This is a genomic window from Terriglobia bacterium (assembly GCA_020073085.1).
GTDB lineage: Bacteria > Acidobacteriota > Terriglobia > JAIQFV01 > JAIQFV01 > JAIQFV01.
On record JAIQFV010000012.1, the window covers coordinates 61,583 to 79,088 of the forward strand.

Annotated in this window: 15 protein-coding genes; 2 read left to right on the forward strand and 13 right to left on the reverse strand. The window is 57.7% G+C overall.

The window, feature by feature from the left end:
* Positions 1 to 422 precede the first annotated feature (422 nt).
* The 6 genes from LAO21_13760 to LAO21_13785 all read right to left on the reverse strand — a co-directional run bounded on the left by LAO21_13760 (position 423) and on the right by LAO21_13785 (position 9,464).
* Positions 423 to 3,335, reverse strand: coding sequence for an FAD-binding oxidoreductase (locus LAO21_13760; protein MBZ5553784.1), 2,913 nt, complete (start codon positions 3,333 to 3,335; stop codon positions 423 to 425).
* A 408-nt stretch (positions 3,336 to 3,743) separates the two neighbouring features.
* Positions 3,744 to 5,546 carry an L-lactate permease gene (locus LAO21_13765; protein MBZ5553785.1) on the reverse strand — a complete coding sequence of 601 codons (1,803 nt, stop codon included), beginning with the start codon at positions 5,544 to 5,546 and terminating at the stop codon, positions 3,744 to 3,746.
* Between the two features lie 372 nt (positions 5,547 to 5,918).
* Positions 5,919 to 6,557 carry an LUD domain-containing protein gene (locus LAO21_13770; protein MBZ5553786.1) on the reverse strand — a complete coding sequence of 213 codons (639 nt, stop codon included), beginning with the start codon at positions 6,555 to 6,557 and terminating at the stop codon, positions 5,919 to 5,921.
* 1 nt (position 6,558) lies between these two features.
* The gene (locus LAO21_13775) at positions 6,559 to 7,992 is read right to left on the reverse strand and encodes an iron-sulfur cluster-binding protein (GenBank protein MBZ5553787.1); all 1,434 of its coding nucleotides are present in this window, start codon (positions 7,990 to 7,992) and stop codon (positions 6,559 to 6,561) included.
* A gap of 58 nt (positions 7,993 to 8,050) precedes the next feature.
* Complete coding sequence (locus LAO21_13780) at positions 8,051 to 8,782, reverse strand: (Fe-S)-binding protein (GenBank protein MBZ5553788.1); 732 nt, start codon at positions 8,780 to 8,782, stop codon at positions 8,051 to 8,053.
* Between the two features lie 262 nt (positions 8,783 to 9,044).
* Positions 9,045 to 9,464: an OsmC family protein gene (locus tag LAO21_13785; protein ID MBZ5553789.1), complete on the reverse strand. Its 420-nt coding sequence runs from the start codon at positions 9,462 to 9,464 to the stop codon at positions 9,045 to 9,047.
* A gap of 206 nt (positions 9,465 to 9,670) precedes the next feature.
* Between LAO21_13785 and LAO21_13790 the strand changes: the two genes are divergently transcribed.
* Both LAO21_13790 and LAO21_13795 read left to right on the forward strand, forming a co-directional pair.
* Positions 9,671 to 9,829 carry a hypothetical protein gene (locus LAO21_13790; protein ID MBZ5553790.1) on the forward strand — a complete coding sequence of 53 codons (159 nt, stop codon included), beginning with the start codon at positions 9,671 to 9,673 and terminating at the stop codon, positions 9,827 to 9,829.
* A 1,496-nt stretch (positions 9,830 to 11,325) separates the two neighbouring features.
* A complete protein-coding gene (locus LAO21_13795) occupies positions 11,326 to 12,831 on the forward strand; it encodes a hypothetical protein (GenBank protein ID MBZ5553791.1) in 1,506 nt (501 codons plus the stop codon).
* A 30-nt stretch (positions 12,832 to 12,861) separates the two neighbouring features.
* Here the strand turns inward: LAO21_13795 and LAO21_13800 are convergent, their stop codons facing one another.
* The 7 genes from LAO21_13800 to LAO21_13830 form a co-directional block, all read right to left on the reverse strand.
* Positions 12,862 to 13,026: a hypothetical protein gene (locus LAO21_13800; GenBank protein MBZ5553792.1), complete on the reverse strand. Its 165-nt coding sequence runs from the start codon at positions 13,024 to 13,026 to the stop codon at positions 12,862 to 12,864.
* 288 nt (positions 13,027 to 13,314) lie between these two features.
* Entirely contained in the window at positions 13,315 to 14,190 is an 876-nt protein-coding gene (locus tag LAO21_13805) for a lysophospholipase (GenBank protein ID MBZ5553793.1), read from the reverse strand.
* Positions 14,191 to 14,376: 186 nt separating this feature from the next.
* Positions 14,377 to 14,811 carry an isoprenylcysteine carboxylmethyltransferase family protein gene (locus tag LAO21_13810; GenBank protein ID MBZ5553794.1) on the reverse strand — a complete coding sequence of 145 codons (435 nt, stop codon included), beginning with the start codon at positions 14,809 to 14,811 and terminating at the stop codon, positions 14,377 to 14,379.
* Between the two features lie 104 nt (positions 14,812 to 14,915).
* Positions 14,916 to 15,266: a tRNA-binding protein gene (locus tag LAO21_13815; protein ID MBZ5553795.1), complete on the reverse strand. Its 351-nt coding sequence runs from the start codon at positions 15,264 to 15,266 to the stop codon at positions 14,916 to 14,918.
* A 47-nt stretch (positions 15,267 to 15,313) separates the two neighbouring features.
* A complete protein-coding gene (locus tag LAO21_13820; GenBank protein ID MBZ5553796.1) occupies positions 15,314 to 15,835 on the reverse strand; it encodes a hypothetical protein in 522 nt (173 codons plus the stop codon).
* A 20-nt stretch (positions 15,836 to 15,855) separates the two neighbouring features.
* Complete coding sequence (locus LAO21_13825; GenBank protein ID MBZ5553797.1) at positions 15,856 to 16,509, reverse strand: L-2-amino-thiazoline-4-carboxylic acid hydrolase; 654 nt, start codon at positions 16,507 to 16,509, stop codon at positions 15,856 to 15,858.
* Positions 16,510 to 16,647: 138 nt separating this feature from the next.
* The gene (locus LAO21_13830) at positions 16,648 to 17,496 is read right to left on the reverse strand and encodes a hypothetical protein (protein MBZ5553798.1); all 849 of its coding nucleotides are present in this window, start codon (positions 17,494 to 17,496) and stop codon (positions 16,648 to 16,650) included.
* Positions 17,497 to 17,506 lie beyond the last annotated feature (10 nt).

The window sequence follows — 17,506 nt, forward strand, 5'->3', positions numbered from 1 at the left end:
CAGAAACCGATGAATCGGTTTCATAGCAAGTGGAAAGTGAACGGCTAACACCCCGATAAATCGGGGCGCTTGGGGAAGAAAAAAAGAACAGAGGTCGGGGTGCCGCAGGCATGTGCTCTATGCATACCTGCGTTCCTATTGCGCACCTCCAAGAGCCCCTCATCGCAGACATGCATACACCGCATGTCTGCGCCACCCGCGCCGAGTAAAAGTCATCGAATAGGGCGTTTGGCATACTTGGACACGGGATATTGTTTCGCCGCGCAAGCGGGGCTCTTACCTTTTTTCTCGTTGGTACCCCGCCCTCGCTCTCCGTCTACGGCGGACGGAGCTTCAGACGGGGCCACATTCTTCGAGCCCTACGGGCCTGGAGCAACACCGGTGAGTGCGAATGATTAAGAGGTTGAAGTACGTTTCTGTCTCTATTTCTTCCCCCGCGTCACTTGCTCAAGCAGATAGATGTAGGAGCGGTATACTTGTCCCGTGGCGCGGGCCATGCCAATCTCGCAGGTGCGACTGCTCGAGTAGAAGCCGTCCTGCCTTCGATCTCCAAGCTCTGCGGCTTCCAGTCGCGTCGCGGATTCCGTAAGCTCAGGGAACAGGAACCCCCGGTCACCTGCAAATCCACAACAGCCCGCATTGAGCGGAACCACCACCTTTTCGCTGCATGCCGAAGCAAGTGCATTGAGCTTGGGCACAAGATTCATCTTGATCAATGAACACACGGGATGCAACGCAACCGATTTCACTTTCTGGGTGACAGTCAGCCGGGGCAGAAGTTCATCGTGGACAAAGGTGACACTGTCCAGGATCTTCAGTTGGTCGAATTTTTTCTGATTGTCGGGCGTCAAGTGCGCTCGGCCGGTGGTGAGGCCGTAGACACACGGACTGGTATCCACCACGACAGGCAGATTACCTCGCTCGGACCAATCCCAGAAACGCTCGATAGCGCGGTTCAGAGAAACCTCGTGGGCCGCCTCATATCCTTTGGAGGAGAAGGGGACCCCGCAACAAGTGCCGCCCACTTCGGACGGAATAAAGATCTCCACTCCGGCGCGGCGCGCGACGGCAACGAAAGCTTCCATGAGCGACAGATCGTCGGGTTCACCCGGCAGACGGCCCAGCACTCGCGAGATGCATGCGGGATAATAGACCGCTTGTGCCCCGCTCTTCTTTGTGGCTGGAAGCCGGCGTGCCCGCCGCGGGACATCCTCTGTCCAGAGCGGCACGGGTTCTTTTGTCACGGCGCGAAGGGCTCGGGTGATTGCTGTCAAGGTTCCGGGACCAAACACCGACTGAAGCCCATGACCCAGCGAGAGTCCGAATCGCATCGAGTGTTCCACGAGTCCGAAATGTTCTGCCAGGTAGCGGGCGAAGCCCTGTGCCGAAGGCGAATGGCGCATTTTTCGCAGGCGCTTGGTGAGTTGTCCGGTGTCGATCGAGACCGGGCAAGCAGTGGCACACAGTCCGTCCACGGCACAGGTGTCCAGCGCCATGTAAGGAAAATCGGCCTCCAAACCGGACAGGAGTCCCCGATCGCCATCACTCTCCTTTAGTCGCTGGATCTCGCGGCGGACCACGATCCGCTGGCGCGGCGTCAGCGTCAGGTCGCGGCTCGGGCACTTGGATTCACAGTAGCCGCACTCGATGCACTTGTCGACCTCCTCCTCGACCACGGGCATACGTTTCAGGCTGGCCAAATGGGCTGCAGGATCGGGGTTGATGATCACGCCCGGGTTCAGCAGATTGTCGGGATCCACGAGCTCCTTCAGCCGTTTCATGATCCCATAGGCCTCGCCGCCCCACTCCGCCTCCACAAACGGGGCCATGTTCCGGCCGGTGCCATGCTCTCCCTTGAGCGCGCCATCATAGCGTTCAACCACCAGTCGCACCACGTCGTCCATGAAACGTGCGTACTGATCCACGGCCGCCTGATTGTTGAACGATTGCGTGATGACGAAATGCAGATTGCCGTCCTTGGCATGACCGAAGATGATCCCCTTCTCATATCCGTGCTTTCCGAAGAGTTGCTGCAGCTCCAGGGTGGCATCAGCGAGTCGCTCAATAGGAAAAGCGACGTCCTCGATGATGACCGTCGTACCACTCTCGCGCACCGCGCCCACCGAGGGAAACATGCCCTGACGGATCTTCCACAACGCCGCCTGCTCCGCGGGCTCGTGGGTGAACAGCGGAGGTTCCAGCAAATGGAGCCCCTGGATCGCTTCGTGTGCTCTGGTTTCAAGGGCCGACCGCTCCGCTTCTTCCGCCGCCTGGAATTCAGCAAGCACCCCGGTGGCACCCTCCGCAAGCTTCGGGATGGAGGGGGGGATCCCCGGCTGGTCCTCGACTGAGCGAAGGGAGGCGCGGTCCATGATCTCAAGGGCTGCAGCCCCGGCGTCGCGAAGAGGAACAATTGACGCAGCCGCGGCATAAAGATCGGGAAACAGCAACAGGCCGGTGTATTTGACAGGAAGGTCCGGCACCGTGTTGAGTACCGCCTCGGCGATGAATGCCAGCGTTCCTTCGGCCCCAATGAGCAAGTGTTGAAAGATGTCCAGCGGGCGATCGAAGTCGACGAAGGCGTTCAGGGAGTAGCCGGTGGTGTTCTTCATGCGGTACTTGTTGCGGATACGCTGGTGGAGTGCCGGGTTGGCTCCAATCTGTCGCTTGAGCTCCAGCAGACCCTCCACGAGGTGCGGTCCCGCCACGCGAAACATCTCGTCGGCGCGCGGATCGGCCGTGTTGATGACGGTGCCCGAAGGGAGGACAAAGGTGAGGGAGTCAAGGGTATGGTAGGCGTTCTGGGCAACGCCGCAACACATCCCGCTGGAATTATTGGAAAGGATGCCGCCCATCATGCAGGCATTAATGGAAGCCGGATCGGGCCCCATCTTGACGCGATAAGGGCGCAGGGCGTGGTTAACGTGGCCACCGATCACGCCCGGCTGGAACCGAACCTTCCGGCCCTCCTCTTCCACCCGTAACCAACGCCAGTAATGTCCCACCTCGACCAGGATTCCGTCGGTAATCGCCTGTCCGGACAGGCTGGTGCCTGCGGCGCGAAACGTCAGCGCAAGGAGGTGTTCGTGACTGAATCGAAAGAGGGACTGGATTTCCTCGACCGACCGGGCCAGCACGACCGCGCGGGGGATCATGCGATAGAAGCTTGCGTCCGCCGCAAAGGCGATCCGGTCGATAGGGCGAGTGAGGATGCGCTGGGAGTCGATTATTCGAGAGAGCGCCTGCTTCAGTCCTTCGGGAGTGAAAGATGTATCCGCCGCAGGTTGAGAGACCTGAGCATCACGTTTTTGAGTTAATTCTGCGGGGCTGGTCATAGCGAGGTCATGGGAGGTTGGTTCAGCTCGAAGGGAACTAAATCAATTTTCTGAAGATCTTGGAATTCAGGCCGAATCCTTACCTCGCGGTCCTCTCAACGGTTGAGCATACCACCAACTTTGCAACTAAAAAAACTTCGGTATTGATGGGGCCTCATCCCCTCCGGGAAAACCATTGGATTCCTATACAAGTATCATTGAAATTGTTGCAAGAGCGTGCGCGCCTTACTGTAGGGGCGTCCGCCGTGGTGGACGCCCCTACTGAGAAGAATCCACGATTTCTCCCTCTAACTGTATTTCCAACATTCGCAATAACTCCCGAAGAATTTTCTCAGGAGCAGCCCACCATGACCGGACCCATCAAGCGGCCTGAGGGGAGGGGCAGCCCGGCGCCGCCCCTCCCTGAAGTTACTTGGGTATCAGGCCGGTGAACACGTAGGCCTGGAGTAAAGCGATCAAACCAATCACAGCGGCCCCGGCGATGGAGTGCCACCACACCGTGCGGAATATCGGCCCCAGGGCATGGGAGCGTTCGTACGGATCGTCGTAACACGCGGCACAAGCCACCATGATCGACTGCGCGTCAATCATCTTTCCCATGACGCCGCCGGTCGAGTTAGTGGCCACAATCAGGATCTCGTTGAGGTGGAGTTGCTGGGCGGTGATCCGTTGCAGGCTGCCGAAAAGGGCGTTCGAAGCGGTGTCCGACCCGGTCAGAAACACGCCGAGCCATCCAAGGTAAGCAGCGAAGAACGGGTACATCACACCCGCACTGGTGAATGCCAATCCCAGGACGGCATCCGTGCCGGCATACCGCGTGAGGAAACCCAACCCAAGCACCTGGCCGATCACCAGCACGGGAACCTTCATGCGCTGCAGAGTTCGGATGGTGGCTTCCCACCACTGCTTGGAGCTTAACCCCAGCACCAAACCCGAGAGGAGCGCTGCCACGAACACCCCTGTCCCAGCCGCGGAAAGCCAGTTGATCCTGAAGGTGGCTGCCTCCGGAGGGGCGTTGGGCGGGGCGACAGGGGGCATGCGCTGGACCTTTTTGTGGAGGTCCGGCATCTCCCATACCGGCACGGAAAGCGGGCCGGAAAAATTGGACCCGAGGATGGTCGTCTTAATCTTCGTTCCGGCGAAAAGATTATCCAGACGGGTTTTGTTGGCCGGAAGGCCCCAAAGGGCGCAACAGAGGATGAGGATCGCCCAAGGCGTCCATGCATGCGCCGTCTGGCCGAGGGTGTAAGGATATTCCCACTCGGTGTCAGTCGCGTGAGCCGCCACCCCCTTCGCATTGGCTTTGTTCTTCGCCCCCTGCCGCTCCGACCTCAGCAAAAATCTCGTCTTGGGGTGCCAAACGAAGCGCAAGAAGAGCGCCGTGCAAATCACGGAGAAAACTCCCGAGACGACATCGGTCATGAGGTGTGTCGCACTATGTGAGGAGGCGAACCACTGCATCACGGCAAAGGAGAGGCCCGAACACAAGGACCCGGGCCACACCTCCCAAGCCTCTTTCCATGTTCCTCCTTCCATTAACACGAAGGTCGTGACCAACCAGAAGGGAACCAGCACGGAGACGAACGGGAGTTGGTGACCCACCATCGTCGACAGCTTGAGCTGATCGAGGCCGCTCACCGCCGCGAGCGTCACGATCGGGGTCCCAATGGCCCCATAGGCCACGGGGGCCGTGTTGGCCAGCAGGTTCAGAACGGCTGACTGGAAGGGCGAAAAACCAAGACCCACCATCACCGCCCCTGCAATAGCCACCGGAGTCCCAAAGCCCGAGGTCCCTTCGATGATCGCCCCGAAGGAGAAGGCAATCAGAAGAACCTGGAGGCGACGGTCGAAGGAGATGTGGATGATGGACTCCTTGACGATCTCAAACTTTCCAGTGATGACGGTCATGGTGTAAAGAAACATGGCCGCCAGCACAATCCAGATAATTCCCAGGTACCCTGAGAAAGTACCCAGGACAAACGCTGAGATCGCTGAGCCGAGCGGCATCCGGAATGCGACGCAGGACACCAGGAAAGCCGCCAGGACGCCGTAAAAAGCTGCGTAGGGAGCGCTGATGCCCAGATGCCTTGCACCCTGTTTATCGCGGTGGGGATGGAGCGCGATAAAGTACAGCAGGACAAGGATGGGCAGGGCAGCCACAAGGGTGGAAAGCGCGGCATTGCCAAAGGGATTATAGTTCTGATGGTACATAACACCTCCCCGCACCGATTCCGGCGATGTCACACTGGCTTGGTGCCGGACCGGGAACTCTTGCTAGAGGTAGCACAGACGGGGAAGCACTTCCTGCTCCCGTCCTGGAACTCGAATCAGGGTTCATCTCAAACCTCCGGATTTGTTTCTCCCGTTCCTCTTACCGGGAGGCGTTGGGTGGAGTGGTTGAACAACCAGCTAGTTGAAAGTACGGGATCAAGCCAGGGATCGCATCAGGCCACTTAAGAAGGTTTGAGATTCAGACCTCAACATTTATTAACAGAACGGGGGCATCTACTGTGTTGCTCCGTGCCCATGGGACGGCGTCGCCCGCATCGTCCGCTTCGGCGTCGAGACTTCCGACGCTTCTCCTCATTCCACAACCCAGACGTGCAGAACCTTGGGGCCATGTACTCCGATGGTCACCGTTAATTCGATGTCGGCGGTGCGGCTCGGGCCGGTGACAAAGACCATGTAATGCCGTTGCTTCGCCTCCGCAAACACCTCGTGCAAATCGGCCCGCAGGGCGCTGGGGTGAACAATCGCCAGGTGAATGCGGGGCACGAGCGAAACCTGCCGCGGTTGCGACGGGGAGGAAAACAGTCCGAGGGTCCCGGTCTCCGGCAGGGCAAAGTCCGCTTCCGTGATGCCCAAATCGACATCCGCCAGGGCCGCGGCACCTGCATCCGGGGCTACGACTTCAACCCCCAGGGCACTCAAACGGGCGGCGACACCCAACTTCCCCAACCGCGTTGTATTCCACAGGGTGGCTTTTCGAACCGATTGCGATTCGACCAGCTCCTGAAGGGCCCCGTCAATTTCTCCGGCTGACACACGGCGTGTCACTCCGGTGAGGGCGGAGATTTCGCTCAACAACCGATCAATCTCCGCATCCGTTGGGCCGGCCACACGCGGGGCCAGGAGCGGGGGGCGGTTTGAGATCGACGCTCCCGGTGCACGACCCAGCGCTCCCCGGACATTGCTCAGAATCGTTCCTCGGCTGTCGTTCATGTCAGTTTCTCTTTAAACCGCTCTGGTGTAGTGACCACCACCCCCGGAATCGGGCGTTGAATGCAGGAAGGGGCCGGGACATTGTCCAACGATTGAGCGGTGGCGGAAGGGCCGGCAGCCAACCGTCGCGGCGAAACGGAATCTGGACCAGCTTGAGCAAGGCGCACATGAAGCGGTAGAGCCACGGCCGCGTCAGTATGATGGCGCCCGCCCGGGCTCCCCATCGGGCGAAACGTGAAGAAATTGGAGGTTCGATCTCATCACCTTCAGAAACCCGTCGTCGGAGATGCAACAAGATCTGAGGGATGGGGAGCTTTACAGGGCAGATGTCGCCACAGGCCCCACACAACGAGGAGGCAAAAGGCAGATCTCCCGCAATCTTTGTGCCCATCAATTGCGGGGACAGGAGGGAGCCAATGGGACCGGAGTAGACCCAGCCATACGCATGGCCGCCCACGTGGTTGTAAACCGGACAGACGTTCAGGCACGCGCCACAGCGGATGCACAGCAGCGTCTCCCGGGTCAGCGGATCCCGCAACGCCGCAGTGCGGCCGTTGTCGAGCAGGACGAGGTGAAACTCCCGCGGGCCGTGCTCCGCCTCGGAACGCCGGGGCCCGGTGATGAATGAAGTATAGGTGGTGATTTTCTGACCGGTGGCACTGCGGGCCAGCAACTTGAGCAGAACAGTCAGGCTTTCCCAGTCCGGGACAATCTTGTCGATCCCGGCCACCGCCACGTGGACCCGGGGCAGCGTTGTGCACATCCGTCCGTTGCCCTCATTCGTCACCATGACCAGGGTACCCGTCTCCGCCACCAGAAAATTGGCGCCCGAGATCCCCATATCGGCGGAGATGAATTCCTGGCGCAATTTTTGCCGCGCGATTTCCGCCAGCCGGATCGGATCCGCGGGGGCGTCCATGTGCAGCTTATCCGAGAACAGGTCGGCGATGTCCTCTTTGGTCAGATGGACGGCCGGCACGATGATATGGGACGGGCCGGTGCCCGCCATCTGGACAATGTACTCCCCCAAGTCGGTCTCCAAAGCTCGAATGCCCACGGCCTCGAAGGCATGGTTCAGGCCAATCTCCTCGGTCGCCATTGACTTCGCTTTGACCACCGACTTCACCTGATGCTGGCGCGCGATGGAGAGAACAATCTCGCGGGCTTCTGCTGCCGTCCGCGCCCAATGAACATGCCCTCCGGCCTCGGTAACGCGCTGCTCCATCTGTTCCAGGTAGTAGTCCAGGTGGTTGATCGCATGGAGTCGAATGTTATGCCCGGCTTCCCGCAACTCCTCCCAGTTTTCAACCTGGCCGACCACACCGGCGCGCGTTCCCAGGAACCGGGTGGTCGCCTTGCGAACCGACGTCACGATCTGCCGCGGCACCCGCTGCGTGTTGCCGCGAAAGTCAATCGGAGCTGGGCTGGGATTCATGCTCGACACCTTTGCTGATCGGCCCGGAGCACGGGTCAAGTCCCGGTTTTGGTAAGGATTACTGTCCCGAAGTCAGAACTTCAACGAGATGTAAGGCCTTCAGACGCGACCCGGTCTTCCTCATTCCCCCGGCAATATTCATCAGGCATCCCGCATCGCAGGCAACCACCGCTTCAGCGCCGCTCGCCTCGATTGCGCGGATCTTGTCTTCCATCATGGACCGGCTTACTTCGGGATAAATCACGCTGAACACCCCGCCGAAGCCACAACAGGTTTGTTCGCCCTCCAACGGCACCAGTTCCAGGCCGCGCACATTCTTGAGGAGTGTCTTGGGTTCATCGGAAATACCCAATCCACGCAACAAGTGACACGAGGCATGGTAGGTGACCTTGTGGGGGAAACGGGCTGCCAGATCGGTGACGTGCAGTTCTTTGACCAGGAATTCGCTGAGCTCTCGCACGCGGGCGGCCACTTCCAGGGCGCTCGTGTGCTCAGGCGTTCCGGCGGGAAAGAGTTCGGGATAATGATGGCGGACGAGGTCAACGCAGGAGCCCGAGGGAGAGACAATGAGGCCTTTTGTCCGGGCAAAAATGTCGAGCCATTTGCGGGCCACGACACGGGCCTCACTCTGAAAACCGCTGTTGAAGAAGGGTTGGCCGCAACAGGTTTGTTCTTCTGGAAACTCCACTTCCACGCCGAGGCGCTCCAACAATTCAACCGTCCGTTCAAGGACGCCGGGGAAGAACTGCTCCGCCAGGCAAGTGATGAACAGTTGAATTTTCGCCGCCATAGTGCGACCGGTTTCTTGAGGTTTGGAATTTTCCAGCGCCATTAAAACACAGGTTGCCCATTCGGGCAAGTGGATGTCGGAGCGTATCGTTAGCACAGGACATGTCCGGTGTAATCCCGTCGCCACGGTGACAAAGGGCTGATCGGGGGGGTGTTAAGCAGCGCCTTGGGCGGAGAGAAGCGTTAAATTCCACACTCCGACTCCATGGGCGGCAGGGGAAGGTGGTCAGGATGCATTCGATGAACAGTGCTCTGCGATGAGTTCAGTTCACCGGAATCGCTTCGACGTGGCTGAGCGTGACTTGGGTTGCGGTTCTCAGGGTATTGTGGATCTCTGCCACCTGATCGGTGTGAATCATGAGCTCCCGGATTGCGTCCTCACTTGTGCGGGCCATCACTCGGGCGCGGTAAGTGACATTCATGGCAGCGGCTCCCTCAACCCCAAAATCACCGGTCACTTCAACCTCTACCCTTTCAATGCCTATCCCCCGCTTGGTGCCTTCGCGGTAAAGATCATTGCAATAACAGGTGGCCAACGCAAGGAACAGCAACTCTCCTCCATTGACACTCGAGCCGAACCCATCAGGCTTGGGAGGAATGCGGAGGGAGTGACTATGATCATTGGTTGCCAAAGTCACCCGATGCTGGTGGCGACCGTTCTCAACGTGGGCGGTGATTCTCATCAAATCTCTCCTCTGAATGGATAGCCGTTCTCCAGTCCTTTGGACGTCTGAAAGAGAGTGCTTGTCCCAAGGGATTGTCTACGGGCTTTCCGGCGACTGCGACCACCTCTTGCTGGAGGTGCGCGGTCCATGACTCCAGCCTCTGGCAGCCCCACTTAAAGACCGGGCCCCTCAGCGGCAATCCTCAGAAACTCGATCTCTCGTTCGTGAGCATTACCAACCTCGCCAGTCCGGGTGCCAGCCATATCCATCATCTCGTGGTCACGTTCGACGACCACGCTCACTTCACCCAAAACTGGACGTGGCGGGAGAACGGGAAAGACCAGAGCGGCGCCTTTCGCTTCACCCGCAAAAAGTCGTCTTGAGATGGTAAGAAGATAGGACGGATCCAGGGCCGAATGGCGCTTACCCCCGCAGTCTGTGACGTGACGACGGAGTTGCGTCCAATGCCGCCTCGGCGGTGTTGGAATCGTGCAGCTCACCGCTTGAGCTGTGGAAAGGGAATTATTCTACCCCGAATTCCGATGTTGAATGCCATGATCAAGGTCGGAGGGAGATTCAATCCCCATTATTATAGAGGATGATAAATTATTGTGACGCCGCCCGTGCAGGAATTGCCACATTGGTGGGGTCTTGGGTGGCCGAGTCGTGTCACTATGTTTTATCATCCTCTATAGATGATTTTCGAATATCGCTTTAGGCCCGGAGGGCTCTCAGATTGTAGCCCCACCTGAAGCTCCGTCCCGCGTTCTTTGTGGGGCGGAGCGAGGGTGGGGTACCGGTCTCCCGATCACATCGGAGCCCCGCTTGCGGGGCGAAAGAATCTGTCGAGTGGATCTTCGGACAACCCTACATTAATTCCATGGCATGTTCCTCTCCGCTGTGCTTTCTTTCCACTCCCCGTTCCCTTCTCGCTTTACGAATGAGTGGAGCCCGACTCCACCGGTTGGATTCACGAACCGATATCTGGACCCGGGAGGCCTTTCCTGGCTGCGGGCGCGCCTGCGGAAGATCTCCTTTCCGCAATAGAGAGGAACTCTTTCCGAGTGCAAGGAATCGAATAGGACGTTCGGTATACTTGGCTCTGGGACATCGTTTCGCCCCGCCAGCGGGGCTCTCACTTTTTCTCTCCTCGGTACCCCGCCCTCGCCCCGCAAAGAGAAAAAGCGCGGGGCTCAGGCGGGGCTACAATCTGACAGCCCTCCGGGCCTAAAACGAAGCTGCCTGTCCCCGCAGTTCAGCGGTTCATTGGCACCATGGCCCCTCCGGGCCTAGAGCGACAGCCGCCTCGCTCGAAAAGCATCGACCGATGGTACAGAGTCAGACATCTCTCCCTCTTTCTCCGGTCCCTTCAAGGGATAAACAATTCCATTCTTCCTTCATTCCATTCCAATCGATTTGAATCGAAGAGCCGAGCCCTTCGTAGACGCCCTTAGTTTCGGAATTCGGGTATACAGCTCCATCCCGCATTGATCGGGGGTGATTCCTTGCAGGATATAGAAGTCCCCCCGAATTCTTCCGATTATCCGGGCTCGATATGCCGGGTTCGGAGCCCTGCCTTCCGAGCCGCTTTGATTTGACGTTCATCGCAGGAGACAAAAAGTTCCGCTCCCCTGCTCCTCCGGCGAGTTCGCCAGGTATTAAGCTCACCGCTTCCGTCTGACGTGACAACCCTGTTCCCTTCTTGAGAATCCAAGGCAGCAGAACGGATTGATGATGATTAAGTATAGTGACACCGCTGGAGGAGTTTGGCAATGATGTGCGGCTCTGCCGCTTCCGCCGTGGATGACCGGAAACCTCGTGGGGAGTTTGCCCGTAGGGGAAAGGGATGGACATCACGACAACGACACAAGGAGATCCTGTGAAACGTCTCGTCCGCGCCTTTTTCGCATGCACCTTGTTGGCCGGCATTCCCGCGATTCTATCTGCGCAGTCCCCCCAGCGCTTGGTCGATGATTACATCAAGGCCCTGGGCGGCGCCCGGGCGCTCCGCAGTATCGCCAACACGACCTATGCCGGAAAAATTGTCGATCACACCACCAGCGAGACGGGATCCTATCGTCTTCAACTGAAAGCGCCGAACCGGATTTATACCGAGATCCTCTGGACAAAGAACCGGTGGAGCGAGGGGTTCAACGGAAAATCCGCGTGGCGCCAGGATCCCGCCTCGGGCTTGACTACCCTCACCGGCCCGGAGAGCACCCGGCTGAAGACGAACGCCTCTTTTCGCAACGATCATCTGCTCTCTTACAAGAAGGAGAAAACACGGCTCCGTTTTCTGGGGCGCGACGAAATAAACGGGGTGAGCGCCAACGTGATTGAGGTCACCACGCGGTCCGGTCTCAAATACACGCTCTGTTTCGATGTGAAGACTTCCCTCCTGATCGCTGAAAAGGATTCCCTCTCGTCCGAATCCAGGGAGCTGGATTTCTCCGATTATCGGGCGGTAGACGGTGTGAAGGAGCCCTTCCGGTTTTCTTGGAAGGAAGGGTCAAATTCCTACGACGTCACCCTCACCGAGGTGACCCACAATGCAGCCATCGATGCTCGGCTCTTTGACATTCCCAAGGTCTCTTCGGATCCGATCCCCGACATCGCCTCGCTGCTGGCGGCGGTGACCGCCAACCAGAAGCATCTTGAAGAGATTGTCGAAAACTACACCTACACGGAGGTCAGCCGCGAAATCGAGGTCGACAAGAAGGGAACCCTCAAGGACAAATCCGAAGAAGAATCCGAGGTGTTCTACGTCCAGGGCAAAGAGGTGAAACGACTCATCAAAAAGAATGGCCAGGATCTAAGCGCGGCCGAGCAGAAAAAAGAACAGGACCGCGTGACTAAAGAAATTCGCGAAATTGAAGAGCGGCACAAGAAGGAAGAGGAACAGGAGAAGCAGGGGAAGAAAAAGAACGATGAGAACGAAGTGACGATTTCCACTTTCCTCAAGGTCGCACGGTTTGTCAACCCGCGACGAGAGCGTTTCCGCGGTCAAGACGTGGTTGTCTTCGACTTCGAGCCGAAGCCCGGCTATAAATCACAGACCCGTGGAGAAAACCTCGTGCAAAAGCTGGTCGGCGTTGTCTGGATTGATGAACACGCCAACCAAGTGGTCCGGTTGGAAGCGCGTCTCAGCGATTCCTTCAAAATGGCCGGGGGCCTGCTGGTCACCATCCTGCCCGGGTCAGCCTTTGTTTTCGAACAGGAACTGGTCAACAATGAAGTCTGGTTGCCGTCCTATGCAGAGGTCAACCTCTCAGGAAAGTTCCTGTTGTTCAAGAGCGTCTCCGCAAATCTGGTCCTTCATTACAGCCAGTACAAGAAATTCAACGTCGAAACGTTGTCCGAAATCAAGAGTCCGGGCAAGAAGTGATGGGTGAACCCGTCCCCAGCTGCGGGACCTCTATGGTTTTTCTTCCCTGAATCCCCGCGAAAGTCCTCCCAGCACAACCAGAGCAATTGCGAACACGTAAGAGCTGGTCAAGAGTGTGATCGTCTTGGTCAAGAGCAGGACCGCGAGGATTAAACAGATTCCTAGAAATAAATATGCCGCTATCTTCTTATTCATGAAATTCCACGCCCCATCGGGCTCTCACCACCATTCATCGGGGTTGACCTCATGCCCGGGTCGGTCGTTAACGACCGACCCCTTCGCCACCAACCCCGATGAATCGGGGTACGACTTCCAGCTCGCCTGTTCGCGCCGCTAAAGCGGCGGGCTGCAGGAAGCCAAGTCCCCTCAAAGGGGACTATCCTATTCCAGCCGGACTCTCAATTTCCTAACCCAGTGGACAATCATCTTCACACCTACTCGCCTTTGAACTTCGTGGGGCTCCGCCCTCCCTGACGTCAATCCTCAATGTGCCTCCAGCCAACGGCTCACTCGATCGTAGATCTCATGTTTCTCGGGCTCGTTAAAGAGCTCATGGTACAGGCCTGGGCAGAGCCCAAACTCCTTGTCGCTTGACCCAAGACGCCTAACGAATTGCTCGGTTGCTCCGGGGCTGGCAATTCGATCTCCGCTTCCCTGAAGAATGAGCATCGGAAGACGGATTCGCGGGGCCGCCTCCATGACCTCACTCATCGTCTTTGTGGCTTCTGCGAACCAGCGCGCGCTGACCCTAAAATTGACGAGCGGATCGGCGGTGTAAGCGGGCGCGACTTCGGGTGAACGGCTGAGATGGAACGGATCCAATCCATTGTGCAATCGCAGGCGAGGCATCCACCGCCCCGCCATTCGGCCGATCATTAATTTGGCGGGCGGAATCGGGGCTGCGACCCCCAGAAGCGGGGCTGAAATGACCATTCCATCGACGCGCTCCGGGTGAGACGCCGCGTAGGCTAGCGCGATAAGCCCTCCCATGCTGTGGCCGATGACAAACAGCCGGCGCGACGGGCCCTGGGCTCGCGCGCGGGATATGAACAGATCCAGGTCATCCACGTAATCGCTGAAACGTTCAACGTGTCCCTTCAGCCCTTCTGATTTCCCATGCCCGCGGTGATCATAGACGGTCACCGCATAATTATGCAAACCCAGGTGTCCAATGAGCGCACTGTAACGCCCGCTGTGCTCGCCGAAGCCGTGCGCCAGGACAATTTCCGCAACCGGGTTGGCATTCGTGTACCGGCGCGTGAAAAGTCGCAGGCCATCCGGCGTGGTGAGGTATTCGTCGTGGGATTGCAGGAGTTGTAATCCTCCTTCGTGTGAAGGGCCTGGCTGCTCCCTATCCATCGGGCTGTGCCTGGGAGAGCGCAAAAAGGTTCAGACCAAATGAGGACGGGCCTTTCTTCTGCCTTCTGACCTCCGACTTCTGACTTCTTCTGCCGCGATGGATGTCCTCAACCAGATCGTCACCAAATGTCGAACTATCTCTTCACACATTCCACATTTTAGAATCCAAACGTCTGCGGGAGCAACTTAGAACAAAAAAGGCACCATGCGCTTTGTGCGCGCCATGTATTGCCAGTACTCCGGGTAGCGTTCGGCGACAAGTCTCTCCTCACACAACATTCGCACAAGCGCGCCGGCCAGTAAGAGTAAACCAAAGAATATCGACAGCAGGGACCAGTGCGCCAGAATGCCAGCCCATCCGAACAAGGACACGGATGTGTAGATCGGATGACGGATGAAAGCGTAAGGACCGGTTGTTACCAGCCCGCCCTTGGTCGGACCGGCACTGGCGTGAAAACTGCGGATTCCAAATGTCAGCCGTGCCCATATCAAGAGGACGAGCGCGCACGCCTGAACGGCCATCATTGCAGGCGATGCCGAAAAGAGCGAATGGGTGGAAATCAGGCCTGCCAAGGCGAGCACCATGATGGCCAGTCCCAAAATAGAGAGAGTCCTCAACATAGTGGAAAGCTCGCTCTTGACGCGCTAAATTGACATTCGAAAAAATCGAGCGGGACACAATCTTTTTCGCTTGCTTCCATGCCGGGCCATTCGCCGGGTTCGCATCATCCCGCCCGGGTGCCGTTAGGAACCGGACCTTCCGGGACGGCCAGCACCGGTCGAACGCCATCGGCGTACCCGATATCAAACAGCATGCCTTCCGACAGCTCCCCCAGCATCTTCTTGGGCGCCAGGTTCACCACAAACAATGCCTGCTTGCCTTCCACCTCATGGGGATCTTGCCGTTCTTGTTTCATACCGGCCAGAATGGACCGCTGGAAGTCTCCGAAATCAACAATCAATCGGACCAGCTTTGCCGATTGGGGAACCTCTTCCACCCGCAGGATGGTACCCACGCGAATATCCACCTGATTCAGGAGATCGATCGAAATGATGGGCTTGACGGGAGCTGCCATAGATCCTCACAAATTCTATTGATAAGTTACTAACCGCTCAACCGGCTTCAGTTCAGAGGCCCCTTCGTCAAAGTGATGTCGTCGACCCACACCGTCCCTTTGCCGTTAATAACGACGTTCAACTTGATCAGTTCAGGCTTTTGTCCCTTCTGCAAAAAAAATGGTGTTTCCATGGTCGTCCAGTCAATGGTCCCGGAAAGGGGGTTCTGCAAGGCCCTGGAAAAGTACTCCCCGGACCCGGGAAACACACACCACATTTCAAGATAAGCCGTGCCGATCACATTCTGTGTTTTCAGATGGGCGCGATAAGTGAGGCGGGCATTTTCAACGTTGACATCCTTGACTTCATACAACCTCACGGTGACCGGTTGCGAGGTATCGATTCTTAAGGCGCCATTCCCATCGCTCGAAGTACTCTTGTCAAAGGTAACTCCGGACTGGGTCAGAACCCCATCCATGTTTGCGATTGGAATGGATTTGATCACCTCCGAAGGGGTCCTGGCCTTCTGGCAGCTTGTCACCATGAACAGAATGAGGATCGAGCCCCACACGACGAAACGCTTCAGCATGACTCCCTCCCTTATCATCCTCAGTTGGACCTTGTCCGCACAAACCGGAAGTCGCAACAATCATCCCCCCGGCCAATCGTTTTCGTGCGTTCGAATCGAAGATGCGGAGAAACATCTTTGTAGAGCAGATCGTCGCCCCGACAGAATGAGGATGTGAGTTCAGCAGCGCCGAACGACGTCAAAACCTCCCAGTAGAAACATCGATGAATCTTGAAGGCGACTTGTTTCGGGCCCACTTCCAGCCATTCGACTTTCCACCCGGCCTCGGGGTAGCTGACGCGCATCACGGGCCGGGTGAACCTTCGAATCAAATGATAGAAAAGCGCGAACTTTCCAACCCAGGCCGCTCTCCTCCGGACGGCTTCCACTCGAATCTCGATGATCCGGTCCACCACTTCCAGGGCCGGCGCCTGGGTGATCCCCTCCTCGCGAAGGACCTGGTACAAGGCAAGGGCAGGCAGAATGTTCTTTTCCAGGTGCATGCGTAACGCCCGTTCAGGATATCGAATGCAAAGACCGAGGAGGGCAGAATACCGGGTCTGGACCTTTGCAAGCACTTCCCTGCCTCGGACCTTCCCTAATTCCTCGGCCAGCCCTTGTTGGAAGCACCGGATGATCTTTCGTGGAAGACTTCTCCCACCCGACTTTGTTGACTCGCTTTCGGGAATACTCACAAAGCCCCCTTGAAATACAAACGTCAATTAATATGTCACAAGGCCTTTCCGGGTTCAACGTTGGGGCGGACGCCGCGGCGGACGCCCCGACAACAAACATTCCACGATGTCTCCGTGCAAGTTCATTTCCATCGAGACCTACTCGGCGCGTTTGAGGCTGGAGTGCTCGGCCAGCATCTTCTGCTGGGTGCGAATCTCGTCCAGTTGACCCTTGAAGGCCTCTCTGCCGATATCGTGTCCATTATTGATTTTTCCAAAGAGTCCCACTACGTCGGAAAAGCCTTCGAGATCTTTGGCCTGTTTGGAATTCGGGCCCAAAGACCCCTCTTGCTTGAGTCGGGCAATTCGAGTGGCGAGGGCTGCCGCCGGGTCTTTGGACGCTGCCACGCCATCCAGATCCGCAATCAGGCCCGCCAGGTATTGAGCCTCGCTCTTGCGTGAAGCCTCCAGCTTTGCCATTTCGCTGGGAATTCCGAGTGCAGTCCGATCCTCGAACACCACGAGCGAGGGATACACTTCAACTGCCACCGGGGTTGCACCGGCTGACCGCACGGTAAAATTCCTCGTGATTTGACGTGTCGTCGCGGGAGAGAAAGTTAAGGAGGGGCTGGCAACCTCCGGCTGATTCTTAGCGATGGCCAGATTCTTGATCAGGTCCTCCCCGCCTTCGCTGGGGGCTCCCCTGCCGTCGGCGAACCGGAGCCAAAGATGGTAGTTGAAGGCGGTGATCACCTGGCGGGAATTGTTTTGAAACTCAATTTCGAGGGACACCATCGTGACCCCCGCAGGCAGCGTCGAACTATGGGACGAATTCACGGCGGCGTGCTTTACTTGAAGGGCCGCCTCAACCGCCGCATTGTGCGTCAGCGCGGGAGGCGAAGCGGGCTGGCTTCCACCTTGCCCCGTGCCCGGTGCTGAAGGCTCTGTTTGCCCTGCTATGATCAGCGGTGTTAATAGGAGAAGAATCAGGATCGAGTTTTTTCTCATAAAGCATCCG

What these genes read in the sequence shown, in the direction of transcription:
- LAO21_13770 (MBZ5553786.1), bottom strand. Translation starts at nt 6,557, where the DNA reads ATGAACGACAGCCGAGGAACGATTCTGAGCAATGTCCGGGGAGCGCTG.
- LAO21_13815 (MBZ5553795.1), bottom strand. Translation starts at nt 15,266, where the DNA reads ATGGCAGCTCCCGTCAAGCCCATCATTTCGATCGATCTCCTGAATCAG.
- LAO21_13780 (MBZ5553788.1), bottom strand. Translation starts at nt 8,782, where the DNA reads ATGGCGGCGAAAATTCAACTGTTCATCACTTGCCTGGCGGAGCAGTTC.
- LAO21_13830 (MBZ5553798.1), bottom strand. Translation starts at nt 17,496, where the DNA reads ATGAGAAAAAACTCGATCCTGATTCTTCTCCTATTAACACCGCTGATC.
- LAO21_13785 (MBZ5553789.1), bottom strand. Translation starts at nt 9,464, where the DNA reads ATGAGAATCACCGCCCACGTTGAGAACGGTCGCCACCAGCATCGGGTG.
- LAO21_13765 (MBZ5553785.1), bottom strand. Translation starts at nt 5,546, where the DNA reads ATGTACCATCAGAACTATAATCCCTTTGGCAATGCCGCGCTTTCCACC.
- LAO21_13805 (MBZ5553793.1), bottom strand. Translation starts at nt 14,190, where the DNA reads ATGGATAGGGAGCAGCCAGGCCCTTCACACGAAGGAGGATTACAACTC.
- LAO21_13800 (MBZ5553792.1), bottom strand. Translation starts at nt 13,026, where the DNA reads ATGAATAAGAAGATAGCGGCATATTTATTTCTAGGAATCTGTTTAATC.
- LAO21_13775 (MBZ5553787.1), bottom strand. Translation starts at nt 7,992, where the DNA reads ATGAATCCCAGCCCAGCTCCGATTGACTTTCGCGGCAACACGCAGCGG.
- LAO21_13810 (MBZ5553794.1), bottom strand. Translation starts at nt 14,811, where the DNA reads ATGTTGAGGACTCTCTCTATTTTGGGACTGGCCATCATGGTGCTCGCC.
- LAO21_13820 (MBZ5553796.1), bottom strand. Translation starts at nt 15,835, where the DNA reads ATGCTGAAGCGTTTCGTCGTGTGGGGCTCGATCCTCATTCTGTTCATG.
- LAO21_13760 (MBZ5553784.1), bottom strand. Translation starts at nt 3,335, where the DNA reads ATGACCAGCCCCGCAGAATTAACTCAAAAACGTGATGCTCAGGTCTCT.